Here is a 25,037-nt window from a genome sequence, read left to right as displayed (position 1 = left end):
TTTATGCCCAGATCACCATAATAGCCGCCACAATTACCAGCCATAAACCTAAATGATCCGTCTTTGCCAACTTTTCTTTAAAGAAAAATACTGAGATCAGTAAGCTAAATAGAATTTCGATCTGACCCAGTGTTTTCACAATCGCCACAGTTTGCATACTCATGGCGCTGAACCATCCCAAAGATGCTAAAAAACTGCAAATACTTACACGAAAGGTCAGACCAAGACGTTGCCACATGTTATACAACGTACTTCGACTAAAGATTCCCAAATACAGCAATAATGCAATGCACTGAAAACTAATCAAACTGCATAACACCCATCCTGCACGATGCAAAAATGGCAACATGCTCAGCTCTAAACTGGCTTCACGTACCAGAAGTGAAGTAATGGCAAAACATAAACCACTGCCTAAACCAATGATTAAAGTATTGAAGGAAAGTTGCGTACTATGTCGACCTTTACTCAATAAAAAAACTGCGATTGCCCCAATCAATACACCAACCCAGCCCAAAGTGGTCAACCGCTCTTGTAGAAAAACCACTGCAATCAAGGCTGCCAAAATCGCTTCGCTTTTAGCCAACCCGATACCAATCGCATAGTTCTTTTGTTGAAATAGTTTCACCATCAACGCTGTCGCAAAAATTTGGCTGATTCCTGCAATCACTACATAAAGCCAAAATGTATTGGAAAAATGGGCTTGAACAGTGACAGGTTGATGCAGATAAAGGAATGCTAAATAACTAAACGCAAAAATCGGAGAAAAGATAAATCTGGCCAATGTCGTACCATAAGCATCGACTGTGGTACTGAGCTGTTTTTGAAATGCGTTGCGCCACGCCTGCATAAACGCAGCCATGATCGTGAATAGAATCCAAGTAAATGCCATAAACGCCAACGCACCATCAAAATGTGTGTGTAATTTACTCGCTTCCTTATGATTTTTCGAGTGGTATTAACACGTTGACGGATTGATCTGATTTTTTCTCTTTTTATGTATCCAACGTGCAACCACAATCACGAGAATAATCACAAATACCGTAATCACGACAGGCATCACAAATGCCAAGATCGACAAGACAATTGAGCCAATCAACTCACCCGTTGCCATTACAAAATTCCCCAGTCCACCAGTGGTTGCTGTTGAGACACCTCGTGCAGCTACCGTACTCATTTGCACCACACCTGCTGTTCCGCCACCCACGATAAGCGCGGCTGCCCACGTTGCAAACTGTGACATTTCTCCACTACTGACCGCCATCGTACTAAGTGTGCCTGCCACTACAGCAGCAGGTGTGGCAATGGTATCCAAGAGATTATCGATCCACGGCACATAGTAAGCTGCGATTTCACAGATGGTTGCAAATCCAAGTGCAGCGCATACAGCAGGGATCGCTAACCATTCAAAGCCTTTGGCAGGTTCATACCAACCCAACAAAGTTGCAATGCTCATCACCAGTAAAGGAACAAAGACACGAAAACCACAGGCTGCACTTAATCCTACGCCGATACAAAGTCCTAATATTGTTTCCATCTTGGTTTTCCTTATTTTTGTAGGATATTGTTATCTTGTTATTTCATATTTTAAAGTAACAAAAAAGCCCTATCGAGTGACAGGGCTTTCATCAAAACAGTGGGTAACTGTTTGGTGTTTGCGGCTTAGGCATTCTTACTGTTGAATTGATTGCCAAGGCATTTGGTACACGGAGGTAAACGATCAGTACCAATTTCTAAATAGGTGCGGTGTCCGCATTGAACACAAAAATAGAAGCCAGTTCCAGGTTTTTCGCCAGCAGTAACCATCTTTGTTCTCCATAGATTTTAGAAATGGTTCATATACTATAGCGTGATAGTTTTGATTATTTATTGACCTTTCCGACAAGTGGTATTGGCAATTTAGTTAATAAATATTTTAAAACAGAGTTAATTGAAATTCTCGCTAAAAAATTTCAACTATTTTAAATATAAAATTAGCAGAAACTTGAATATTTTTTAAAAAGAGTTCTCTCTACTATATTCATAAATCAATCAAAGATTTTCGTCATACTATTTATAGAAATAATTTCTTCTAAATTATATTCGATATTTTCATAAATCTTTTTATAAATTTTAGGTAAATATTGAATAATATCATTCATATCCACTTCCAGTTTATCAAATCCATGATACTTTTCTAAGTATTCAATAGTTAATTGTTTTTCTTCATCCCTCATTTTAACAACAGGATCAAAATCTCGATATAAGTGCTTATCTGTTAAATGTACTAGACCACATCCAAAATTATAAACTACAGCTTCCTATCCTCCTGTTTGAAGCATGTCAATGTCTCTTACTTTCTGCTTTTTCCCATTAGCATTTAAAAATCCCCACTCTCCTATTTGGACATTATTGCTAACTAAATCAAATGCATTCTGACGAAATTGACAACCATTATCCCAATCGATTAAATAGCTAACCCTCTGTAAGGAATCTAATTCTTGCCTAATAATACCAATGCATACTCCATAACATTCATGCTTGTAAAGTAATTCAAAAGACTTCTTATTTTCGGCTGATCTAGCTTGAACTTGAGCTATGAATTTCTCTAGTATATTCATCATGTAACCAACTTGTATTTCTTATATTAAAAACCCCACTTTAAAGTAGGGTATTTTTTTAAACAATATCAATTACTTTTAGCTAAAGTATTAAGCTACTTGACCTTATAAAAAGTCCTGTACAAAACGCTGTAATACACCGCCCGCTTAAAAAGAAACTGCTCTACATCAAAATGATCAAAGTTTAATTGCTGTTTGCCACATAATGTGCATATAAAATATCTGCAAAATCGCTTTCAGTGACTTCACCGATGACTAAATCTCTGACAGCATCAGCTAACAGCTCGTTATCTCGTAGCAGTTCATAATCATTTAAAGATAAATATTCCAAAGCAACTGCTAAACCAGTCCGTTTATTTGCATCAGACAATGCATGAGCATTTGCAATACTTGCAGCATATTTAGCTGCTATTTCAAACACATCATCTAAACCTTCATAAACAATCGCATTATCCACACGCGCTAAAGCACCTTGCAATTTTCCAATATCTGCTGCACCTTTCATACCTTTTTCTGTGGCTAGAATAAAGGCATTGATCTCAATCACACGCTCAAATGGAAAACAAATAATATTCATTACATATCTGCAAGGCGTTTAAATGTCTTACTATGTGTACGCAACGCTAGTTTTGTTTCTGACTTTACGATCTGACGACCAGTTTCACCTGACAAATCTAATTGCTTCGTTGCTTGAATTCTCGGGCGTTCAACTGCAGCAACACCATATTTTTCTACTTTTTTATTCATCAACTAATCCCAATAAAAAAAGCTCTATCCTAAGATAGAGCTTTCCTTCCATTTTTACAACGTCAAAGCATTAACTCACACAACCGAACCTTCTAAAAAGTCTTGTGCAAAACGCTGTAATACACCGCCCGCTTCATATACAGAAACTTCTTCTTCTGTATCTAAACGACAGGTCACAGGCACTTCAAAAATTTCTTCTTTACCATCAGCAGTTGAACGCTCAATCACTAAAGTCAAAGTCGAACGCGGTGAGATATTACCAATCACGCTATACAGCTCAGTACCATCTAACTTCAACGTTTTACGGTTCACACCTGGTTTAAACTCAAGCGGTAACACACCCATACCCACTAAGTTAGTACGGTGAATACGCTCAAAACCTTCAGCCACGATCGCTTCAACACCTGCAAGACGAACACCTTTCGCTGCCCAGTCACGGCTTGAACCTTGACCATAATCCGCACCTGCTACAATGATCAACGGTTGCTTACGGTTCATGTAAGTTTCAATCGCTTCCCACATACGCATCACTTCGCCTTCAGGCTCTACACGCGCTTTTGAACCTTGTTTAATCGTGCCGTCAGAACGAACCACCATTTCATTAAACAATTTCGGGTTGGCAAATGTTGCACGTTGTGCGGTCAAATGGTCACCACGATGTGTCGCGTATGAGTTGAAGTCTTCTTCAGGTACGCCCATTTTGTGTAGGTATTCACCCGCAGCCGAATCCATCATGATCGCATTTGAAGGCGATAAATGGTCAGTCGTGATGTTATCACCCAAAATTGCAAGCGGACGCATGTTGGTCAACGTACGTGGTGCAGCCAACGCCCCTTCCCAATACGGCGGACGACGGATATAAGTACTCATTGGACGCCAGTCGTAAAGTGGGCTTTCCGCTTGCTCAACTTCACCGAGGTCAAACATTGGAATGTAGACTTTACGGAATTGTTCAGGCTTCACAGCTTCTTTTACCAGTGCATCGATTTCAGCATCAGATGGCCAGATATCTTTCAGGTAAATTGGATTACCGTCTTTGTCTGTACCCAATGAGTCTTTTTCGATGTCAAAACGAATTGTCCCTGCAATCGCATACGCTACCACAAGTGGAGGCGATGCCAAGAACGCTTGTTTTGCATAAGGATGGATACGACCATCGAAGTTACGGTTACCCGAAAGTACCGCTGTCGCATACAAATCACGGTCAATGATTTCTTGTTGAATCACTGGATCAAGCGCACCTGACATACCATTACACGTAGTACATGCATACGCCACGATACCAAAACCAAGTTTTTCTAGGTCTTTCAGTACGCCAGCTTCTTCAAGATAAAGTGCAGCAGCTTTAGAACCTGGTGCAAATGAAGATTTCACCCAAGGTTTACGCACTAAACCAAGTTCATTGGCTTTACGTGCCAATAGACCTGCTGCCACCGTGTTACGTGGATTTGAGGTATTGGTACAAGAAGTAATTGCCGCAATGATGATCGCGCCATCAGGCATTAAACCATCAGTACGGTTTTCAACAACACCTGCAATACCTTTTTCTTTCAAGTCAGCAGTAGATACACGTGCATGTGGGTTTGATGGACCTGCAATGTTACGAGTGACTGTTGAAAGATCGAAACGGAGTACGCGTGGATACTGTGCTTTGGTCATATCTGACGCCCAAAGACCGATTTCTTTTGCGTATTGCTCAACCAATGCCACTTGTGCATCTTCACGACCTGTCAAGCGTAAATAATCAATCGTATTTTGGTCGATGTAGAACATCGCAGCCGTTGCACCGTATTCAGGTGTCATGTTCGAGATGGTTGCACGGTCACCAATCGACATGGTGTCTGCGCCTTCACCGAAGAACTCAAGATATGCACCAACGACACGTTCTTTACGTAAGAATTCAGTGAGTGCCAATACGATATCCGTAGCCGTGATGCCTGCTTGACGCTGACCGACTAGCTCAACACCGATAATGTCTGGAAGACGCATCCAAGATGCACGGCCCAACATCACGTTTTCAGCTTCTAAACCACCCACACCCACTGAGATCACACCAAGTGCATCGGTATGTGGGGTATGTGAATCTGTACCAACACAGGTATCAGGGAATGCTAAACCATCACGATTTTGAATCACTGGAGACATTTTCTCCAAGTTGATCTGATGCATGATGCCGTTACCCGCAGGGATCACGTCGACATTTTTAAATGCCGTTTTCGTCCACTCAATAAAGTGGAAACGGTCTTCGTTACGGCGATCTTCGATTGCACGGTTTTTTTCAAACGCGTCAGGATCAAAGCCGCCATATTCAACTGCCAAAGAGTGATCCACGATCAACTGAGTTGGAACCACTGGATTGACTTTAGATGGATCACCACCTTTTTCAGCAATCGCATCACGCAAGCCTGCAAGATCAACCAATGCTGTTTGACCTAAGATGTCATGACAGACCACGCGCGCAGGATACCAAGGAAAATCCAAGTCCTGACGGCGTTCGATCAATTGCTTTAATGCATCGTTGAGTAATGTAGGATCACAACGGCGAACCAATTGTTCAGCCAACACTTTAGAGGTGTAAGGCAAGGTTGCATATGCGCCTGGCTGAATGTCTTCAACGGCTTGACGCACGTCATAGTATTCGAGCTGGGTATTGGGCAGTGCCTTACGATATTGATTTGTCATTAACCACGCTCCGCCAATGGTTTGAATTCTAAGTTTTCAGGGCCAGTATAGTTCGCGCTTGGACGAATGATTTTGCCGTCTTGACGTTGTTCAATCACGTGTGCAGACCATCCCGCAGTACGTGCAATCACGAATAATGGCGTGAACATTGCTGTTGGCACACCCATGAGGTGATAGCTTACCGCACTGAACCAATCGAGGTTCGGGAACATGTTTTTCACTTCTTTCATCACTGCTTCTAAACGTTCAGCAATGAGGTACATTTTGGTGTTCTCTTGTGCTTCGGCAAGGTCATACGCCACTTTTTTGATCACTTCGTTACGTGGGTCAGAGATGGTATACACAGGATGACCAAAGCCGATGATCACTTCTTTCTTCTCTACACGGCTACGAATGTCGGCTTCTGCTTCATCCGCATTGTCATAACGTTGTTGAATCACGAATGCAACTTCGTTCGCACCACCATGTTTTGGACCACGTAGCGCACCAATACCACCCGTGATGGCTGAGTACATGTCTGAACCTGTACCTGCAACCACACGTGACGTAAATGTAGAAGCATTGAATTCATGCTCAGCATACAAAATCAAAGAGGTATGCATGGCTTGAATCCATTCTTCAGATGGCGCTTCGCCATGAAGTAAATGGAGGAAATGCGCAGCGATTGAGTCATCATTGGTTTCAACTTCGATACGACGACCGTTGTTGCTGAAGTGGTACCAATACAACAACATTGAACCCAAGCTTGCCATCAATTTATCAGCGATGTCTTTTGCACCTGCTTCATTGTGGTCTTCATGTTCAGGCGTTAAACAACCTAGAACTGAAACGCCCGTACGCATCACGTCCATTGGGTGTGCAGATGGTGGTAACTGCTCAAGTGCCGTTTTCAATGCGGCTGGTAAACCACGAAGTGCTTTAAGTTTTGCTTTATAGGCTTTCAACTCAGCTTTGTTTGGCAGTTTGCCATGTACAAGCAAATGTGCAACTTCTTCAAATTCGCTACCCACTGCAAGGTCAAGAATGTCATAACCACGGTAGTGCAAGTCATTACCACTACGACCGACGGTACAAAGTGCTGTGTTACCTGCAACTTGACCACTTAACGCAACTGATTTTTTTGGCTTGAAGCCTGTTGGAGTTTCATTACTGCTCATAAGATTGTCCTTTTCTGTTCTTTCTATGTGAATTATGAGTTCTAAAATCCCACTTGCGGAGCTACAACCGCTCCTCACCTCCCTTTCCAAAGGGAGGGAAGTCCCCCTTTGAAAAAGGGGGATTTAGGGGGATTCCTTATTTTGCTTTTTCAAATGACGCATCAAGATATTGTTCAAACGCATGGTAGTTAATGCGTTCATACAATTCTTGACGGGTTTGCATGGTGTCAACAACGTTCTTCTGTGTGCCTTCTTGACGCAAAGTCACATACACATTTTCCGCTGCTTTATTCATCGCACGGAATGCTGAAAGTGGGTACAACGCAATGCTCACATCAGCAGAAGCCAATTCTTCAGTCGTGAATAATGGTGTAGAACCAAATTCAGTAATGTTCGCTAATACTGGAACTTTGGTCAGATCAGCAAACTGCTTGTACATTGCCAATTCAGTGATTGCTTCAGGGAATAACATATCCGCACCTGCTTCAATGTATGCCCCTGCACGATCAATCGCTGCTTGTAGGCCTTCAACCGCTAAAGCATCGGTACGTGCCATGATCACAAAGTTTTCATCAGTACGCGCATCCACTGCCGCTTTAATACGATCAACCATTTCCTGTTGCGTGACGATGGCTTTATTCGGACGGTGTCCACAACGCTTAGCACCAACTTGGTCTTCGATGTGCATTGCTGCTGCACCGAACTTAATCATTGATTTAGTTGTACGTGCAATGTTGAATGCTGAAGCACCAAAACCGGTATCCACATCAACCAATAATGGTAAATCACAGACATCAGTAATACGGCGTACATCCGTCAATACATCATCAAGGTTACTAATCCCTAAATCAGGTAAACCTAACGAACCTGCTGCAACACCACCACCTGACAAATAAATTGCTTTATAGCCTGCACGTTTTGCTAACAATGCATGATTGGCGTTAATCGCACCCACCACTTGTAATGGTTTTTCATTTGCGACCGCGTCGCGGAATAGCTGACCAGCAGATTTAGCCATGTTGATGTTCTCCTTGGGTTTGCAGCAATGTTTGCTCAACAATTTTGTAAGATGCATTGATGTGACGGTGCATCAGCATTTCGGCAAGTTCACCGTCACCTTCTGCGATCGCATCTAAAATGCGGATATGTTCGTCCCAAGCTTTGCTCGGTCGATTTGGGGTGTTTGAAAATTGAATTCGGTACATACGGATGAGGTGATACAGCTCATCACATAACATTTTTTCTAAGGTTTTATTGCCACTGCTTTTGATAATGCAGTAATGGAAATCGTCTTGACCTTCTTGTAGGTAATAACCCTTCCCTGCTTTAAAATTTTCATCTTCAGCATGCATTCGCAACACATCACGCAATGCTAAGATTTGTTTTTTATCAATATGCTGTGCAGCCAGCTTACAAGCTAAGCCTTCAAGTGAAGCACGAATTTGGTAAAGTTCTTTAAATTGTTGTAGAGAAAGAGAAACAACTCGCGCACCAACATGTGCCGTACGCTCCACCAATCGCTGCCCTTCGAGACGATGAATCGCCTCGCGCAATGGACCACGACTAATCCCGTAAATACGCGCTAACTCAGGCTCAGAAATTTTACTGCCCGCAGGAATTTGTCCTAATACAATCGCCGATTGAATTTGCTTAAATACGTGTTCCGTCAGAGTAATACTCTGACTCGTGCTGATGGCTTGAGGAACAAGGGTATCTTGCATATTGTCGACAATCTCTACAGTTTTTATGATTTTATAACGAGATAGAAGAAAAAATGCAATAGGATTGTCGACAATAAAATAGAATGATCCAGTCAATACTATTCGATTGCCTCACAATAGAATGTTCTAAAAAAGGTACTAAAATATATAATAATTATATATAAAACATACTCTTACTAAAACTTAAGTACTTTATTTCGATTGATTCAAGGCATTTTTCCCAGTATTTATGTTACGTATGCTACGACCATGGTATGACAGCTTGATTGTAGACAATCCTTATAATCGATCGATTTTATACGAATTTTTGTAAGTAAATACTGCACCAGAAATGTAAATAACAGCGTGCTTCATCATCGCTTTATTGGTACATTATTGGGCATCTGGAGCAGCGCTCCACAAGACACATCCATGCACCTTGTTGAATAAAAGGACATTGTTAATGTTTCAACATATCCCACCTTATGCAGGCGACCCAATTCTCTCTTTAATGGAACAGTTCAACGCTGATCCACGCGCTGAAAAGGTTAATTTAAGTATTGGTTTGTACTACAACGAAGACAGTATCGTTCCTCAGCTTGATACCATTATCGAAGCGCAAAAACGTATTGCACCTAAAAATACTCAAACCAAACTTTATCTCCCAATGGAAGGCTTCAAACCTTACCGTGATGCGATTCAAGCGTTATTGTTTGGCGCAAATAGTCCTGCAATCCAACAAGGTCGTGTTGCAACCATTCAAACGCTGGGTGGTTCTGGTGCATTAAAAGTCGGTGCAGATTTCTTAAAAACTTATTTCCCAAATTCAGAAGTTTGGGTCAGCCAACCAACGTGGGATAACCATGTTGCAATTTTCAACGGTGCTGGCATCAAGAGCAACTACTATCCATATTTCGATGCTGAAACACGTGGCGTTGATTTTGATGGTATGTTGTCGACATTAAAAACTTTGCCAGAGCAAAGCATCGTATTGTTACACCCTTGCTGTCACAACCCGACAGGTGCGGATCTAAATCCAGCACAATGGGATCAAGTAATTGCGGTATTAAAAGAGCGTAACTTGATTCCATTCCTTGATATCGCTTATCAAGGCTTTGGCGATAGCATGGAACAAGATGCTTATGCGATTCGTGCTTTAGACCAAGCTGGTTTAAACTTCATCGTCAGCAACTCGTTCTCTAAAATCTTCTCACTTTATGGTGAGCGTGTTGGTGGTTTAACTTTCGTGTGTGATGATGCTGAAGCAGCAAAATGCACATTCGGTCAGTTAAAAGCAACTGTGCGTCGTATCTACTCAAGCCCACCAACAACTGGTGCATGGTTGGTTGATCAAGTCTTAAATGATGCTGATCTGAATCAACAATGGCAAAACGAAGTTAAAGAGATGCGCGAACGTATTATCAAAATGCGTAGTATCTTAAAAGATGAGTTGACCAAAGCACTTCCTGAGCGTGACTTTAGCTACCTTGTAAACCAGAAAGGTATGTTCAGCTACACAGGCTTAACGGGTGAGCAAGTCGATATTCTTCGTGAGGAATATGCAATTTATCTGGTACGTAGTGGCCGTATCTGCGTTGCAGGTTTAAATATGAATAATATTTATAAAGTTGCAAAAGCAATGGCTGAAGTGCTAGCAAAATCAGCTTAACATCCCCTTGCGGAGCTATAATCGCTCCTCATCTCCCTTTTAAAAGGGGGACTTTATGGATCAAAAATGGTTGTTTCACGTGAAACAACCTTTTTTATTTTTACAAAACCAGCGTCATTAAAACTAAAATTTATCCGACAACTAGAGCCAAGAATAAATGTGCTAAATGATTAAATCTGTATCATTCAATGTTCAATCTAGCTCAGTCTTTGTATACTGCAACACATGAATAAACAACAAACAGCACCTTTAAATATGACTCAACTGACCTGCTTTAAAGCCTACGATATTCGCGGAAAACTAGGCACCGAACTCAATGAAGAAATCGCCTATAAAATTGGTCGTGCATACGGACAAATCTATCAACCTAAAAAAGTGGTGATTGGTTGTGACATCCGTCTGAGTAGTGAAGGCTTAAAGCAAGCAACCATTCGTGGTCTTAATGATGCAGGTGTCAATGTTCTAGATTTAGGCATGACGGGTACCGAAGAAGTTTATTTCGGCGCTTTCCATCTTGATGTACAAGGTGGCATTGAAGTTACGGCGAGCCATAATCCAATGGACTATAACGGCATGAAATTGGTTCGGGAAAATGCACGTCCAATCAGTGCGGATACTGGCTTAAAAGACATCCAAGCTCTCGCTGAATCAGGTACTTTTAGCGAAGTTGAGCAGAAAGGTTCGACTGAAAACTATAATGTTTTGCCTGAATTTGTCGATCACTTATTAACATATATCGACCCACAAAAAATTAAACCCCTCAAGCTAGTGGTAAATGCTGGCAATGGTGCAGCAGGTCATGTGATTGATGCGATTGAACAAAAATTTCAAGAACTCAATATTCCAGTTGAGTTTATCAAAATCCATCATGAAGCAGATGGAACTTTCCCAAATGGGATTCCGAACCCAATCTTAATTGAAAATCGTGACAGTACCCGTGATGCAGTAGTTGCTCATCATGCAGATATGGGCATTGCCTGGGATGGCGACTTTGACCGCTGCTTCCTATTCGATGAAAAAGGTCAATTCATCGAAGGCTATTACATTGTTGGCTTATTAGCACAAGCATTCTTGATCAAACAATCAGGTGAGAAGATTGTGCATGACCCACGTCTAGTATGGAATACCTTTGATATCGTAGAGCAATATCAGGGTATCGCGGTGCAATCAAAGTCTGGACATGCTTTTATTAAAGATGTGATGCGTGAACACAATGCTGTTTACGGTGGGGAAATGAGTGCGCATCACTATTTCCGTGATTTTGCCTATTGTGATAGCGGTATGATTCCTTGGCTACTGACCATTGCACTGCTTTCAGAAACAGGTCAATCGCTTTCAACTTTAGTTGAAAACATGATTGCCAAATTCCCATGTAGCGGTGAAATCAATTTTAAAGTGGCGGATACCCAAGCAACGGTACAAAAAATCTTTGATCATTATGCCGATCAAAATCCGAAAGTGGACCGTACCGATGGGGTAAGCCTTGATTTTGGTGCATGGCGTTTAAATGTCCGTGCTTCCAATACCGAGCCTTTACTGCGTTTAAATATTGAAAGCCGCGCTGATAAGAATCCACAACCGATGCAACATTATGTAAATGAATTAACAGCTTTGATTCAAGGCTAATTTAGCCCAATAAAAAAGGAGCGTATGGCTCCTTTTTTATTGCTTTAGCATTCAGTTAAAGCCGTTGGGATTCTGCTTCTGCCAATTCCAGCTATCCGCCAGCATATCTTCCAAGGTATATTGAGGCTGCCAACCGAGCTCGCTCAATGCACGCGTATTGTCTGCAAATGAAGTGGCAACATCACCTGCACGACGTGGCGCAAATTCAAATGCAACAGGCACACCATTGATTTGCTCAAAGGTATTTTTGACTTGTAATACCGATGAGCCATTGCCTGTGCCAATGTTCCAAGCACGACAGCCTTGTGTAGATAAACGATTATTCAAAGCACACAGATGAGCATTCGCCAGATCCACCACATGGATATAATCACGAACACCAGTACCATCTACAGTGTCATAATCATTGCCATAAATGGACAATTTTTCGCGACGACCGACTGCGACTTGTGTGACATAAGGCATTAAGTTATTTGGAATCCCCTGCGGATCTTCACCAATCTGACCGCTTTTATGCGCGCCGACAGGATTAAAATAACGAAGTAAAGCAATCGACCAACGTGCATCTGCTTGTGCAAGTTTTTGCAGCATTTGCTCAACAATCAGTTTGGTATAACCATAATTGTTATTTGGCATTCCCGTTGGCATATCTTCATTCAAAGGCGACACATTGGCTTCATCATAAACCGTTGCAGATGAGCTGAATACCAAGCTAAACACACCTGCGCGCTCCATCGCCTTGACCAGCTGGATACTACCCACAATATTATTATCAAAATAAGCCAATGGAATCTGCTGGCTTTCACCAACCGCTTTCAGACCAGCAAAATGAATGACTGCATCAATCTGATGGTCTTGGAAAACTGAATCTAACTCAGCCTGATTGCGAATATCACCCTGCACAAACACCAAACTTTTATTTGATAATGCTTGTACTCGACGCAAAGACTTTTCCGAGCTATTTGAGAGGTTATCGAAAACAATCACCTCATGACCTGCAGCAAGCAACTCTAAACAAGTATGGGAGCCAATATAGCCCGCACCACCCGTCACTAAAATTTTAGCCATCTGTTTTTCCTAATAATATTTTCAACAAACCTTGTGTTGATGCATCAAATTTAGAGAGATCATCCTGTTCACGATTCAAAATCGGTAACAGCTGATTGGCAATTTCTTTGCCTTTCTCAACGCCCCATTGGTCAAAGGGATTAATATTCCACAACACCGACTGCACAAAAACCTTATGTTCATACATCGCAATCAGCATCCCTAAGCTATAAGGATTCAGCTCTTTAAGTAGAATAGTGGAGCTAGGTTGATTGCCTTCATATTGTTTATAAGCTGGTAAGTCTTCCAGTTCATCTGCTGCCAATGCTTGATTTCCAAAGGCCAACAGGCGCGACTGTGCCAAACAGTTGGATAAAGCCAAATGATGCTGCTCAGCCAACGCCTCTGCACTTTCAGCATAGGTAAATTGATTGGCATTATAACGCTTCACAGGGGCAATAAAGTCACAGCTAACGGAATGGGTACCCTGATGTAAAAGCTGATAAAAAGCATGCTGGGCATTCGGCCCAACCTCTCCCCAAACAATTGGGCAAGTGGCTGAACTGACCTTTTCTCCATTGCGTTGAATCGATTTCCCATTAGATTCCATTTCAAGCTGCTGCAAATAAGCAGCAAAATATTTGAGACGACCATCATACGGTAAAACTGCATGGGTCTGGATATCCAGAAAATTGTTATTCCACGCGCCTAATAGCCCCATCAAAACAGGAATATTCTGCTGAAATGGTGCGGATTGAAAATGCTGGTCAATCGCATAAGCACCTGCTAACAGTTGCTTAAATCCGTCAACACCAATGGTCAGGGCAATTGGTAAACCAATACATGACCACAAAGAATAACGCCCCCCAACCCAATCCCAGAGCAACAGCTGTTTATCAGCAGCAATGCCCCACTCTGTCATCTTGTCAGGCTTAGTCGAAACCCCGATAAAATGATTTTTCAGAATCTTGTCATTATGCCCCAATGCCTTTTCTAACCATTGACGTACGGTTTGGGCATTAGAAAGTGTATCAATAGTGCCAAATGATTTTGACGAGATGATAAATAAGGTTGTTTCAGGGCGGAGTTGATGCAGTAACTCAGATAACTGACTACCATCCATAGTCGAAACAAAATGCACATCTAAAGCTTTTGTGGTCGCGACCTTAAAGTCGGAGAGTGCATGCGTCACCATGAGTGGCCCGAGATCAGAGCCGCCCACACCAATATTGACTACATCTTGAATCACCTCACCCGTCGCACCACGATACTGTCCAGCATGGATTTTATCCACTAAAGCATACATTCGCTCCAACTGTTGCTGCACCAGTTGATTGACTTCGGAAAAGTCTGGACTCGATTGTGGTAAGCGTAAAGCCCAATGCATGGCTGCACGGTGTTCGGTATAGTTAATCTGCTCAGATGAAAACAGTGTTTTGATCCACCGTTTTAAATCTTGTGCCTGCGCTAAATCCACTAAGCTATTTAAAATCGTTTGATCAATACGATGCTTACTAAAGTCCAAAACAATTTGGTCATACTCAACCGAAAAACGTTTAAAGCGTGCAGGATCTGCTGCAAATAATGTATTTAGATGAACCTCTTTAAATTGCTGTTGTAAAGATATCAGGTGCTCCACGACGGAAGCCTGCTCTTTTACAGCAAAAGGCTGAATCTGCTCGATCATCTTTAACGTCCCACGCCCATATATGCAAAACCTTGTGCTTTGACATAGTCAGGATCATAAATATTGCGACCATCCAAAATTAAAGGATGCCTCATCAACTGTTCAAGCTGCTTAAATTCTGGACTCCAGTATTGTTTCCAAGCCGTAAGTACACAAAGACCATGCACATTTTTTACCGCATCATACTGATTTTCACAAAGAATCAGATCGTCACGTTGACCATACATTAGCTTTATTTCATCTAAAGCTTGAGGATCATGAAGATGAACCGTTACCCCTTGCGCCCAGAGTGCTGCAAGCATTTGGTGAATAGGTGATTGCTGAACACTTGAGGTATTTTCTTTAAAAGAAGCACCCCAAATTGCAACAGATTTTCCCTGTAAATCCCCATGATAATAATTCCAAAACTTACGGAACAGGATTTCTTTTTGTTGCTCATTAATTTGCCATACTTGTGCAAGCAATTGGCTTTTCACGCCTGTATTTGCAACTGTATTAGAGAGTGTCAGAATATCATGAGAAAAATTTTCACCGCCAAAACCAGCACCAGGGGCTAAGTAAGCTGAACCAATACGGTTATCCGCTGCCATACCCTGACGTACTGATGCAATGTCAATGCCCAACTTTTCCGCCACAACAGCAAGATCATTGATATAGCTGATCCGTGTTGCCAACATGCCTGAGATACTGAGTTTGGTAAACTCAGCATCTAGAATCGGCATAAATAGATATTGCTGCGCCAAAGGGAAAAAAGGACGAAGTAATTCTTTGACTTTGGTCTGAACATTAGCTTGAGTACATCCCACGATCAACTGCTTAGCTTGGGTCAGACTCTGTAACGCATTTCCCTCTTGGATAGTATCTGGTAAATAGACCCAGTCATCTTCAGAAAGGATTTGTTGAAAATGCTCAGTCCCATGTAAGCCAAAGGTGGATGCATTGATCATCAGTTTAGGATGAATAATCGGACGCTGTTTGAGTGATGCTAACAGTTGAAAAACTTGTTGCTCTTGAGTTTGATTAAAACTAAATAAGTAAGCATCAATGTCTAAAGGAATACCATCCAGATCACGATAAATCAAAAATCCACTACTGAGTTGTTTTTCAAGTAAGCGACTGACATTTTCATCATGAAAAGAATATTGCTGACCACTTTCATTTGGGTTGAGGTGGGAACACCAATAGACAAAATGCCCAGATTCAGACAATAATGCAGACATTACGCCTGCATATAATGTATTGCCAAAGATTGCAACTTTCATAACTACACGCCCTAAAACTATAGGACTAATTCTTGAATTAAGCCCTTAAACTCTGCGCCCAATTTTGGATGCTCGATACCATAGTGTAATACAGCTTTTAAATATCCAAGCTTACTACCACAATCAAAGGTTTGTCCCTTCATACGGTAGGCTTCCACAGTTTCTGATCGCTGCAATGCTGCAATCGCATCCGTGAGTTGGATTTCATTCCCTGCCCCACGGGGTGTATCTGCTAATAGCCCCATAATCTGAGTGGGTAAAATATAACGTCCCACCACCGATAAATTTGAAGGAGCTGTGCCGACAGCAGGCTTTTCAACAATGCCCTGCATCGTGATACTTTCACCTTCGTTCGGTATAACTGCAACATCCACAATACCATATTGATCGACTAGATGATCAGGCACCGCTTCTACCATGATTTGTGCTGCTTGCGACTGTTCAAAACGCTGAATCATGAGTGACAAATCATTATCACAGCTTTGATTCTTGACCAGTACATCAGGCAATAACACCGCAAAGGCTTCATCGCCCACGATATCTTTCGCACACAATACCGCATGACCTAGTCCTAGGGGTTGTGGTTGGCGTACACTGACCACACTGACATGCTTCGGTAAAATATCAGTAATTTCTTTCAGCAGGTCAAATTTCTTTTTTTGCTCTAAAGTTGTTTCTAACTCAAAATTACGATCAAAATAATTCTCAATTGATGCTTTAGATGAGTGAGTGACCAAAATAATTTGCTCAATACCCGCTTCAACCGCTTCTCGTACTACATACTCAATTGCGGGACGATCGACTACCGTCACCATTTCCTTTGGAATGGATTTACTTGCAGGTAAAAAACGGGTGCCTAAACCTGCGACGGGTAAAATTGCTTTTTTGATCATACAATACTCTCTTAATTAACTCGTACTTCGCCGCTACGTTTATAGCCATCAACATAATATTCTAACTGACTTAAAGCCCAATCTACATCATGATCTACTGCACTCATTTGATTGATTCGACTAAATACAGACTGAATCTCTTGTAACGGATAATGCTTTTCAAAAGAACGCAAAATACGAGTATGCTCGGTATAACCTGTGTTATCTTGATCAATGAGTAGTTCCTCGTAAAGTTTTTCTCCCGGACGTAAACCACTATAAGCGATTTCAATATCACCATCCGTTGTATTTGCTTCTCGAACTTTTAAACCACTTAAAGCGATCATTTGTCGTGCTAAATCCTGAATTCGAACAGGTTCCCCCATATCGAGTAAGAACACATCACCACCTGAACCTAATGCTCCAGCCTGAATGACTAACTGAGAAGCTTCAGGAATCGTCATAAAATAACGTGTTACATCAGGATGAGTCACCGTAATTGGGCCACCTTTTGCAATCTGCTGTCTAAATAAAGGTACAACCGAACCAGAAGAACCCAATACATTTCCAAAACGTACGATACTGATCTGAGTATTTGGTTTCGTTTCAGCCACGGCTTGACAATACAATTCCGCCATCCGTTTCGATGCACCCATGACATTCGTCGGTCTAACTGCTTTATCCGTTGAAATCAATACAAAGGTTTCCACGCCTTTTTTTACAGCGGCATTTAAACTATTTGCGGTTCCAATTGCATTATTTTTTAATCCAGCAATTGGATTACACTCAACCAATGGAACATGTTTATAAGCGGCGGCATGATAGACTGTCTGCACATGATATTGTTCGATGATACGTTCTAATTTTTGTTGATCTTGTACAGTCCCTAAAATGGGAACAATGTCGCAACTCGCAGTTTGCCTTAACTCTTTATCAATATCATATAATGCAAACTCAGTTAATTCATATAAAACCAGCATTTTAGGTTGATTTTTTATGATTTGTCGACAAAGCTCTGAACCAATCGATCCGCCAGCACCTGTCACCATAACAATTTTATTTTGAATATTTTTAGCCAATAAATGGGCAATAGGTGGAACAGGATCTCGTCCTAAAAGGTCAATAATATCAACCTCACGGATATCTGAAACTCGAATATCACCATCAACAAGTTTAGTGAGCCCTGGCAGTTCTGTGACTTTCACAAACGCTGGTTCTAGTTGTTGAATAATTTCACTTTTTCGTACACGCCCCACAGAAGGTAAAGCAAGTAAGATTTCATCTATCTTATATTTTTTAAAATTCCGCAGTGCTTTCGCAGTAGAATAAACTTTTAAGCCACCTACAATTTGATCTTGTAATGAAACTTTATCATCAATAAAGAAAACTGGCGTATGGTCATCTGAACGATGTAGAGCTGCTGCGATTTGCTGACCAGCATCACCTGCACCATAGATTACTACCCTTTTACAACCACCATGAGTGTGTAAGGTTGCTTTCACAATAAAACGAATAAATGCTCGACTGCACCATATCCATGCAAACATCATAAAGCCGAACATAAATGGAATCGACATCGGGATATATGCATGACTAAATGCATTAAATCCATACAGTATTATCATCATACTGCATACAGCAAATGCCAGTTTGACAATAAAAACTTCATTAAATGTTCGAACAATAAAATGATAAACGCCTGTCAACAATAAGCTAATAATTGAAAGAAATGTGATTAAAATTACACCGTGGTTAAGTCCAGGTACAACTTCTGCTCCTAAATCAAATAAGCGAATGACATAACACAACCATAAAATCACAGGAAATGCGAATAAGTCTAAAAATACCAATAGAGCCTGTTTTGCTAGCCTTGGTGCTGATGCAAGCTGATAAATAATCTTTTTCACAATAATCTTCTAATTATCCCACTAAGCATGCGCACGTTATACGCAATTCTTCCACAAGCTGAAATGACGATCTTGCATTAATAATACAACGATAAAGCAAAAAGCTAATTTATGATTACCTGCTTTAAGCTCTATCGCCTACTCTCTCATCACTGATCTAAAACTTTCTTTAGTTTTTCAATCGTATCAACGGTTTTCTTAATATTATCTTCGCTCAGTGTTGGATGTACTAAAAACATAAGACTAGTTTCACCAAGCTGCTGAGCATTTTTCAAACGTTCTTTCGGTCGCCAATTCGTACTATCAAAAGCATGCTCTAAATACACTTCAGAACATGAACCACTATAACATGGTACGCCTTCTGCATTGATAAATTGCATGATTCGGTCACGAGACCAACCACTAGGTAACTCATTTATATTGACTTGCACATAACATTTATATTGTGCATGTAGATAATCATCTGTTGGTCGATTTACAGTAAAATAATTAGAATGATCAAATGCTTTTAATATTTTATCTGCATTTTCAATCCTATTTTTCGTCCAATCTGGCATATAAGTGAGTTGAATGCGACCAATAACAGCTTGCATTTCCATCATACGCCAGTTTGTTCCAAAAGAATCGTGTAACCAACGGAATCCTGGTAGATGTTGTTTATTGTAGACACTATCGTAGCTTTTGCCATGATCTTTATAAGACCACATTTTTTTCCATAGGCTCTCATCGTTAGTGGTAACCATTCCACCTTCGCCACCCGTAGTCATAATTTTATCTTGGCAAAATGACCAAGCAGCAATGTGGCCAATAGAACCTGCAGGTTTACCTTTATATTTAGCACCATGCGCTTGAGCACAATCTTCTATGACATATAAACCCTTTTCAGATGCTAGTTGCATAATTGGATCCATATCACACATCCAGCCAGCCAAATGAACACAAATGATTGCTTTCGTATTTGGCGTTAATACAGCCTCTATTGTTCGTCTTGAAATATTTTGTGAATCTAACTCAACATCAGCAAAAATTGGATTCGCTCCAGCTGTAACAATCGAACTTGCTGAAGCTAAGAAAGTACGTGAAGTTACAATCACATCATCGCCAGTACCAATTTGTAATGCTTTCAATGCAACATCAAGTGCAACAGTCCCATTTGCTAGAGCAACGGCATATTTTGTACCAGAAAACGATGCAAATTCCTTTTCAAATTCACGGCATTCTTGCCCTGTCCAATAATTTACTTTATTCGAAAGCAATATATTTTTAACTGCATCTGCTTCTTTCTCTGTAAAGCTTGGCCATGGTTCAAATGCTGTGTTTAACATACTCTCATCCCTTTATATTGCTGATAAAATCTATTTTTTCTCTAAAATTCGTGCAGGATTTCCAACAACTGTGACACCAGCTGGAATACTCTTTGTAACGACTGCGCCCATACCAATCACCGCACCTTTTCCAATTACTAAAGGCTTGTCTGGTGTACCTTGCTTAATTATTGCACCAGTACCGATATAAGCATGGTCTTCGATATGAATGTTCCCATTGCATTTAACACCTGGTGCAAAAGTCACATAGTCGCCAATTACACAGTCATGAGCAACATAGCTATAAATATTGGCATGAAAAAATTTTCCAATTTTAATATTTGAAGTCAGACAGGTAAATGGACAAAGTAAACTACCTTCACCAATTTCAACCTCATCCAACACAACCGTATTTGATGCTTGAATTGATAAGTGTTGGATATTATCTTGGTTTAACTGAGTAACTAATTTTTCACGGACACTGCTATTCGCAATTGCAATTGTAACAAGCTTATTTGATACTGGCTGTTTAATAAAATCTGTATAAGTTAGAACTGAGTATCCATTTAAATGAGTTCCGGCCTTTCCATCATCAATAAAAATAAAGTTTTCTTTAGCTAATATTGGAAATTGCTGGCGAACCAAAGGCATGACTTCCTTACCAAAACCACTCGCACCATATACACCGATTAGCATTGTCATTAACCTACTCCTTCTCACTTGAACCTGTGAATTTGCTCATTGTTGCTTCACCAGCTTCATTAATATCATCCTTAGCAATCACCTTTTTGACGGTTTTAAGCATAATTTTGAAGTCTAACCAAACTGATTGATTTTCTACATACCAAGTATCAAGTTTGAATTTCTCATCCCAGCCAATTGCATTACGACCATTAACTTGGGCATGACCAGTCATACCAGGACGAACGTTATGTCGTTTCGCTTGTTCATTATTATAAAGTGGTAAATATTCCATGAGTAATGGACGAGGCCCTACAATACTCATATCACCTTTGATGACATTCCATAACTCAGGCATTTCATCCAGACTTGTTGAACGTAACATCTTTCCAAAAGGGGTTAAACGTTCGTGATCAGGTAATGGATTCCCTTGTATATCCACTGCATCTTTCATCGTCCTAAATTTAATCATTTCAAAAGGTATTCCATTTAACCCTGGACGTACCTGACGGAAAAGAACTGGGGAGCCTAGATTTTTTTTCACTTTATACGCTACAAAAATGTATAAAGGAGATAGAATTACCAATGCAATTGATGCAATCACAATATCAAGTAAACGTTTAAGCATCTTTCACCCTTTTGAAAATTTCAATAAATTGTTGTGTACCATAACTTAAAGATAATTTTTCATCATAAAACTGCTTAGCATTCAAACCTAATTGATGTTGTCCATCAGTAGGTAAATGATATATTTCCAGAATAGCAGTTTTAATATTATCAACATCTTCAGATCTTGCTATACGACCACATTGAGCTTCTTGTACAAGATCTGCTGCATCTCCAGATACAGCCATTAATAGTGGCTTGCCTATTGCCATATAGGCTTGTGTTTTAGATGGTACTGTAATTTCAAAAAGTGGATCGCGCTTAAGATGAACCAATAGCACATTTGCATAATCCAAGACACCACCAACTTCAGACATTGGCAATCGAGGAATGAAAACTATATTTTCAATACTTTCATGAATTACCCTTTGTTTAAGTCGATCGGTTTCAGTTCCCGCACCCACAAAAACAAATTGTATTTTTGATTCTAATTTTAATTCTTTTGCAACATCCAAAATCGTATCTAATGATTGGGCTTTACCCATATTGCCAGCGAATATAATATTGAAACGATCCTTCAATAAATTCTGATAATCAACTTTGATTGGTTCTGCTTGTGTCAAACTGTTTTCATCACACCAATTGTAAATTACACTGACTTTATCTTCTGATACGCCTCTTTCAATTAATAACTTTTTAAATCCAGGGCATAAAACCACGATATGGTCAACATAAGAGTAAACTAAATGGCATACGTGGCCCACGATATTCAATATTTTCTGATTGTTGAGCATTCCCGTTGCTTTAAGCGTATCAGGCCACATATCCTGAATATCATATACAATAGGGATTCTTCTAAATAATTTAATGAAAATTGCAGCTAAGCCAACTGTTAATGGCGGATGATAAGCATAAATAACATCCGCTTTTTTAGTTGCAAAAATACCGAAAAGCAATGCCATAAAAGCAAAACTAATATAATTTAAAATCCTTTTTAACGCAGAGCTACCATGATCAGGAAATAATGCAACTCGTAAAACCGAAATTCCATCAATTTGTTCACGTTGGTACAATTTCAATTTATAACCATCATAAATTTTTCCTCCAGGATAGTTTGGAAACCCTGTTAGAACTTGTACTTGATGACCTTGTCGTTGTAGCTCCCTAGCAAATGCTAAACCTTTAAAAGTAGGTTCAGGATCAAACCATTGCGTTAAAAGAAGAATTTTCATTACTTAATATTTTTTCCATACCACGCGATTAACATAATCGGTATAGCTCATGATGATACGAACGACCTTATCACTTACATTTGGCATACTATAGTCTGCCACCAAGCGTAATAAACGCTCATCTCCACGTGCTTGAGATTCTAAAATTTCCAAACCTTGTAAAATTCGTTCAGCTTTTAATCCAACCATCATCACAGCGGCTTCTTCCATACCTTCTGGACGCTCATGTGCTTGACGTAAATTCAATGCAGGGAAATTCAAAATCGAAGATTCTTCATTGATTGTACCACTATCAGATAATGCTGCTTTAGCGGAAAGCTGAAGTTTATTATAGTCACTAAAACCAAGCGGCTTTAATAATTGAACCAATGGATGAAACTCAATATTAAGTTGTTCAATACGCTTACGTGTTCTTGGATGTGTAGAAACAATTACAGGGAATTGATACTTTTCAGCGACTGCATTCAACATTTCCACAAGATCTAGAAAGTTTTGATCAGAGTTAATATTTTCTTCGCGATGCGCACTGACAATAAAATATTGCTGTTCTTTCAAACCCAATCGTTCAAGAACATCTGATGCTTCAATCTTCGCTTTATAATGATTCAGTACTTCAAACATCGGACTACCTGTTTTGATGACTAAGTCAGCAGGCAACCCTTCCGCTATTAAGTAATCACGAGCAATCGTACTATAAGTTAAGTTAATATCTGCTGTATGATCTACGATTCGACGATTGATTTCTTCAGGCACACGCATATCAAAACAGCGATTGCCAGCCTCCATATGAAATGTTGGAATTTTACGACGTTTGGCAGGTAGTACAGCCATACAACTATTAGTATCGCCAAGAACCAGCAATGCTTCTGGTTGTACTTCGTCCAAAATCTTATCAACGGTAATAATCACATTACCAATTGTTTCTGCACCTGTTCCACCTGCAGCATTTAAAAAATGATCAGGTTTGCGAATCCCTAAATCTGTAAAGAAGATTTCATTCAATTCATAATCATAATTTTGCCCTGTATGTACCAAAACATGATCAAAATATTGATCACATGCGGCCATAACTCGAGACAAACGAATAATTTCAGGACGCGTACCTACGACGGTCATTAACTTTAATTTTTTCACAACAATTCAACTCTTAATCTGTTATCGGCATTGCATAAGTATCAGGCTTACTACGATCAAAAATCTCATTTGCCCATAGCATCACGACCATTTCATCATCACCAATATTGGTAATGTCATGGGTCCATCCAGGTACTGTCTCAACAATTCTCGGCTCATCCCCATGCGTTTCGAGTTGATAAAACTCACCTGAAACCACATGCTTAAATTTAAATAAGGCTTTACCCTTAATCACAAGGAATTTTTCAGTCTTGGTATGATGGTAATGTCCACCACGAGTAATGCCCGGATGTGCAGTAAAATATGAGAACTGACCAGCATCAGGTGTCTTTAACATTTCAACAAAAACACCACGCGCATCACCATATTTAGGCACGCTATAATCAAACTGCGTAGGTCTTAAAAAGCTTAAGTAAGTTGAATATAAAGCTCGCGTTAATCCTGTTCCGACTCGATCAGTAATTAACGTATCTCTCGATGCTTTAAAACCATTTAAAGTTTTAGCTAAATCACCGACAGTAATTTGATATTCAGGCTGGATTTGAAAAGTCTGTTCAACGCTCACTGAGCCATTGATCATGTTCCAAAAGGTCTCAACAACATCATCAACATAGACTAATCGAATAAGGGCGTTTGCATCATTGATTTGAAGTGGCAAATCATTTGCCACATTATGGCAAAAGGTTGCAACAGCAGAATTATAATTTGGACGAGACCACTTACCAAAGACGTTGGCTAAACGACAAATGTAAACTGGATTTCCTCGTTCTGCATGTAATTTCTCAAGAGCTTGCTCACCACCAAGCTTACTTTTCCCATAAGCGTTATCCCGATCAGCTTGAATAGATGACGATAAGATAATCGGTGTTAATTTGTGTTCTGCTCTGAGTGTTTGGGCAATTGTCTCTGTGAGCGTAACGTTACCATCAATAAATTCACTTTCATTTAATGGGCGATTAACGCCTGCTAAATGAACAATCCAATCAGCAGCTAAAATAGAGTCTTTTAGTTCTTGCTCAGATGATTCCCGATGAACTTTTAAAACTTCAACTTCGGTTTTTTCAGATAAAAACTGAATCAAATTTTTAGCAATAAAACCATTTGAACCTGTTACCAAAACCTTCATA

Annotated in this window: 24 protein-coding genes; 2 read left to right on the top strand and 22 right to left on the bottom strand. The window is 40.2% G+C overall.

Going from position 1 to position 25,037, the window contains the following annotated elements; all coding sequences use genetic code 11:
- Position 1: 1 nt before the first annotated feature.
- The 11 genes from ABLB98_RS00435 to ABLB98_RS00385 form a co-directional block, all read right to left on the bottom strand.
- On the bottom strand, positions 2-889 hold the full coding sequence (locus tag ABLB98_RS00435; RefSeq protein ID WP_087536637.1) for a DMT family transporter: 888 nt from the start codon (positions 887-889) through the stop codon (positions 2-4).
- Between the two features lie 66 nt (positions 890-955).
- Complete coding sequence (locus ABLB98_RS00430; protein WP_348882742.1) at positions 956-1,534, bottom strand: DUF4126 domain-containing protein; 579 nt, start codon at positions 1,532-1,534, stop codon at positions 956-958.
- 125 nt (positions 1,535-1,659) lie between these two features.
- Positions 1,660-1,803, bottom strand: a complete 144-nt coding sequence (locus ABLB98_RS00425) for a zinc ribbon-containing protein (protein WP_004637424.1) — start codon at positions 1,801-1,803, stop codon at positions 1,660-1,662.
- Between the two features lie 221 nt (positions 1,804-2,024).
- On the bottom strand, positions 2,025-2,213 hold the full coding sequence (locus tag ABLB98_RS00420) for a hypothetical protein (RefSeq protein WP_348882741.1): 189 nt from the start codon (positions 2,211-2,213) through the stop codon (positions 2,025-2,027).
- 84 nt (positions 2,214-2,297) lie between these two features.
- A complete protein-coding gene (locus ABLB98_RS00415) occupies positions 2,298-2,597 on the bottom strand; it encodes a hypothetical protein (RefSeq protein ID WP_369028919.1) in 300 nt (99 codons plus the stop codon).
- Between the two features lie 184 nt (positions 2,598-2,781).
- A complete protein-coding gene (locus ABLB98_RS00410; protein WP_348882739.1) occupies positions 2,782-3,174 on the bottom strand; it encodes a type II toxin-antitoxin system death-on-curing family toxin in 393 nt (130 codons plus the stop codon).
- On the bottom strand, positions 3,174-3,344 hold the full coding sequence (locus tag ABLB98_RS00405) for a hypothetical protein (protein ID WP_019385311.1): 171 nt from the start codon (positions 3,342-3,344) through the stop codon (positions 3,174-3,176). The genes ABLB98_RS00410 and ABLB98_RS00405 overlap by 1 nt, the downstream gene beginning before the upstream one ends.
- A gap of 75 nt (positions 3,345-3,419) precedes the next feature.
- On the bottom strand, positions 3,420-6,026 hold the full coding sequence (gene acnD / locus ABLB98_RS00400; protein ID WP_348882738.1) for a Fe/S-dependent 2-methylisocitrate dehydratase AcnD: 2,607 nt from the start codon (positions 6,024-6,026) through the stop codon (positions 3,420-3,422).
- Positions 6,026-7,183: a 2-methylcitrate synthase gene (gene prpC, locus ABLB98_RS00395; protein ID WP_348882737.1), complete on the bottom strand. Its 1,158-nt coding sequence runs from the start codon at positions 7,181-7,183 to the stop codon at positions 6,026-6,028. The genes acnD and prpC overlap by 1 nt, the downstream gene beginning before the upstream one ends.
- A gap of 136 nt (positions 7,184-7,319) precedes the next feature.
- Positions 7,320-8,201, bottom strand: coding sequence for a methylisocitrate lyase (gene prpB / locus ABLB98_RS00390; RefSeq protein ID WP_151730805.1), 882 nt, complete (start codon positions 8,199-8,201; stop codon positions 7,320-7,322).
- Complete coding sequence (locus tag ABLB98_RS00385; RefSeq protein WP_004956801.1) at positions 8,194-8,904, bottom strand: GntR family transcriptional regulator; 711 nt, start codon at positions 8,902-8,904, stop codon at positions 8,194-8,196. Before ABLB98_RS00385 ends, prpB begins: the two co-directional genes overlap by 8 nt.
- Before the next feature lie 442 nt (positions 8,905-9,346).
- On the opposite strand from ABLB98_RS00385, the gene ABLB98_RS00380 reads away from it, so the two are divergent.
- A complete protein-coding gene (locus ABLB98_RS00380) occupies positions 9,347-10,552 on the top strand; it encodes an amino acid aminotransferase (protein WP_348882736.1) in 1,206 nt (401 codons plus the stop codon).
- 255 nt (positions 10,553-10,807) lie between these two features.
- The gene (locus tag ABLB98_RS00375; protein WP_348882771.1) at positions 10,808-12,178 is read left to right on the top strand and encodes a phosphomannomutase CpsG; all 1,371 of its coding nucleotides are present in this window, start codon (positions 10,808-10,810) and stop codon (positions 12,176-12,178) included.
- Between the two features lie 51 nt (positions 12,179-12,229).
- On the opposite strand, the gene galE is transcribed toward ABLB98_RS00375, so the two are convergent.
- From galE to ABLB98_RS00320, 11 genes are all read right to left on the bottom strand, one after another.
- The gene (galE, locus tag ABLB98_RS00370; protein ID WP_336939092.1) at positions 12,230-13,246 is read right to left on the bottom strand and encodes a UDP-glucose 4-epimerase GalE; all 1,017 of its coding nucleotides are present in this window, start codon (positions 13,244-13,246) and stop codon (positions 12,230-12,232) included.
- Entirely contained in the window at positions 13,239-14,912 is a 1,674-nt protein-coding gene (pgi, locus tag ABLB98_RS00365; RefSeq protein WP_348882735.1) for a glucose-6-phosphate isomerase, read from the bottom strand. Before pgi ends, galE begins: the two co-directional genes overlap by 8 nt.
- Before the next feature lie 2 nt (positions 14,913-14,914).
- Positions 14,915-16,174, bottom strand: coding sequence for a nucleotide sugar dehydrogenase (locus ABLB98_RS00360; RefSeq protein WP_348882734.1), 1,260 nt, complete (start codon positions 16,172-16,174; stop codon positions 14,915-14,917).
- 17 nt (positions 16,175-16,191) lie between these two features.
- Positions 16,192-17,067, bottom strand: a complete 876-nt coding sequence (gene galU / locus ABLB98_RS00355) for a UTP--glucose-1-phosphate uridylyltransferase GalU (RefSeq protein ID WP_348882733.1) — start codon at positions 17,065-17,067, stop codon at positions 16,192-16,194.
- Between the two features lie 11 nt (positions 17,068-17,078).
- The gene (locus ABLB98_RS00350) at positions 17,079-18,953 is read right to left on the bottom strand and encodes a nucleoside-diphosphate sugar epimerase/dehydratase (RefSeq protein WP_348882732.1); all 1,875 of its coding nucleotides are present in this window, start codon (positions 18,951-18,953) and stop codon (positions 17,079-17,081) included.
- A gap of 149 nt (positions 18,954-19,102) precedes the next feature.
- The gene (locus tag ABLB98_RS00345) at positions 19,103-20,278 is read right to left on the bottom strand and encodes a DegT/DnrJ/EryC1/StrS aminotransferase family protein (protein WP_348882731.1); all 1,176 of its coding nucleotides are present in this window, start codon (positions 20,276-20,278) and stop codon (positions 19,103-19,105) included.
- Between the two features lie 30 nt (positions 20,279-20,308).
- Positions 20,309-20,959, bottom strand: coding sequence for an acetyltransferase (locus ABLB98_RS00340; protein WP_046739295.1), 651 nt, complete (start codon positions 20,957-20,959; stop codon positions 20,309-20,311).
- Positions 20,960-20,963: 4 nt separating this feature from the next.
- On the bottom strand, positions 20,964-21,566 hold the full coding sequence (locus ABLB98_RS00335; RefSeq protein WP_269229152.1) for a sugar transferase: 603 nt from the start codon (positions 21,564-21,566) through the stop codon (positions 20,964-20,966).
- A complete protein-coding gene (locus ABLB98_RS00330) occupies positions 21,559-22,776 on the bottom strand; it encodes a glycosyltransferase family 4 protein (protein WP_348882730.1) in 1,218 nt (405 codons plus the stop codon). The genes ABLB98_RS00335 and ABLB98_RS00330 overlap by 8 nt, the downstream gene beginning before the upstream one ends.
- 3 nt (positions 22,777-22,779) lie before the next feature.
- On the bottom strand, positions 22,780-23,910 hold the full coding sequence (gene wecB / locus ABLB98_RS00325) for a non-hydrolyzing UDP-N-acetylglucosamine 2-epimerase (RefSeq protein WP_348882729.1): 1,131 nt from the start codon (positions 23,908-23,910) through the stop codon (positions 22,780-22,782).
- A gap of 13 nt (positions 23,911-23,923) precedes the next feature.
- The gene (locus tag ABLB98_RS00320) at positions 23,924-25,036 is read right to left on the bottom strand and encodes an NAD-dependent epimerase/dehydratase family protein (protein WP_348882728.1); all 1,113 of its coding nucleotides are present in this window, start codon (positions 25,034-25,036) and stop codon (positions 23,924-23,926) included.
- Between the last annotated feature and the right edge of the window lies 1 nt (position 25,037).

Origin of the sequence: Acinetobacter yuyunsongii, from assembly GCF_041021915.1 — a bacterium.
GTDB lineage: Bacteria > Pseudomonadota > Gammaproteobacteria > Pseudomonadales > Moraxellaceae > Acinetobacter.
Note: the sequence above shows the minus strand (reverse complement) of the source record. Positions and strands in the feature narration are given on the sequence as shown.

Coding starts and splice junctions, on each gene's coding strand:
- ABLB98_RS00435 (WP_087536637.1), bottom strand. CDS start 889: ATGGCATTTACTTGGATTCTATTCACGATCATGGCTGCGTTTATGCAG.
- ABLB98_RS00430 (WP_348882742.1), bottom strand. CDS start 1,534: ATGGAAACAATATTAGGACTTTGTATCGGCGTAGGATTAAGTGCAGCC.
- ABLB98_RS00425 (WP_004637424.1), bottom strand. CDS start 1,803: ATGGTTACTGCTGGCGAAAAACCTGGAACTGGCTTCTATTTTTGTGTT.
- ABLB98_RS00420 (WP_348882741.1), bottom strand. CDS start 2,213: ATGAGGGATGAAGAAAAACAATTAACTATTGAATACTTAGAAAAGTAT.
- ABLB98_RS00415 (WP_369028919.1), bottom strand. CDS start 2,597: ATGAATATACTAGAGAAATTCATAGCTCAAGTTCAAGCTAGATCAGCC.
- ABLB98_RS00410 (WP_348882739.1), bottom strand. CDS start 3,174: ATGAATATTATTTGTTTTCCATTTGAGCGTGTGATTGAGATCAATGCC.
- ABLB98_RS00405 (WP_019385311.1), bottom strand. CDS start 3,344: ATGAATAAAAAAGTAGAAAAATATGGTGTTGCTGCAGTTGAACGCCCG.
- acnD (WP_348882738.1), bottom strand. CDS start 6,026: ATGACAAATCAATATCGTAAGGCACTGCCCAATACCCAGCTCGAATAC.
- prpC (WP_348882737.1), bottom strand. CDS start 7,183: ATGAGCAGTAATGAAACTCCAACAGGCTTCAAGCCAAAAAAATCAGTT.
- prpB (WP_151730805.1), bottom strand. CDS start 8,201: ATGGCTAAATCTGCTGGTCAGCTATTCCGCGACGCGGTCGCAAATGAA.
- ABLB98_RS00385 (WP_004956801.1), bottom strand. CDS start 8,904: ATGCAAGATACCCTTGTTCCTCAAGCCATCAGCACGAGTCAGAGTATT.
- ABLB98_RS00380 (WP_348882736.1), top strand. CDS start 9,347: ATGTTTCAACATATCCCACCTTATGCAGGCGACCCAATTCTCTCTTTA.
- ABLB98_RS00375 (WP_348882771.1), top strand. CDS start 10,808: ATGACTCAACTGACCTGCTTTAAAGCCTACGATATTCGCGGAAAACTA.
- galE (WP_336939092.1), bottom strand. CDS start 13,246: ATGGCTAAAATTTTAGTGACGGGTGGTGCGGGCTATATTGGCTCCCAT.
- pgi (WP_348882735.1), bottom strand. CDS start 14,912: ATGATCGAGCAGATTCAGCCTTTTGCTGTAAAAGAGCAGGCTTCCGTC.
- ABLB98_RS00360 (WP_348882734.1), bottom strand. CDS start 16,174: ATGAAAGTTGCAATCTTTGGCAATACATTATATGCAGGCGTAATGTCT.
- galU (WP_348882733.1), bottom strand. CDS start 17,067: ATGATCAAAAAAGCAATTTTACCCGTCGCAGGTTTAGGCACCCGTTTT.
- ABLB98_RS00345 (WP_348882731.1), bottom strand. CDS start 20,278: ATGTTAAACACAGCATTTGAACCATGGCCAAGCTTTACAGAGAAAGAA.
- ABLB98_RS00340 (WP_046739295.1), bottom strand. CDS start 20,959: ATGACAATGCTAATCGGTGTATATGGTGCGAGTGGTTTTGGTAAGGAA.
- ABLB98_RS00335 (WP_269229152.1), bottom strand. CDS start 21,566: ATGCTTAAACGTTTACTTGATATTGTGATTGCATCAATTGCATTGGTA.
- ABLB98_RS00330 (WP_348882730.1), bottom strand. CDS start 22,776: ATGAAAATTCTTCTTTTAACGCAATGGTTTGATCCTGAACCTACTTTT.
- ABLB98_RS00320 (WP_348882728.1), bottom strand. CDS start 25,036: ATGAAGGTTTTGGTAACAGGTTCAAATGGTTTTATTGCTAAAAATTTG.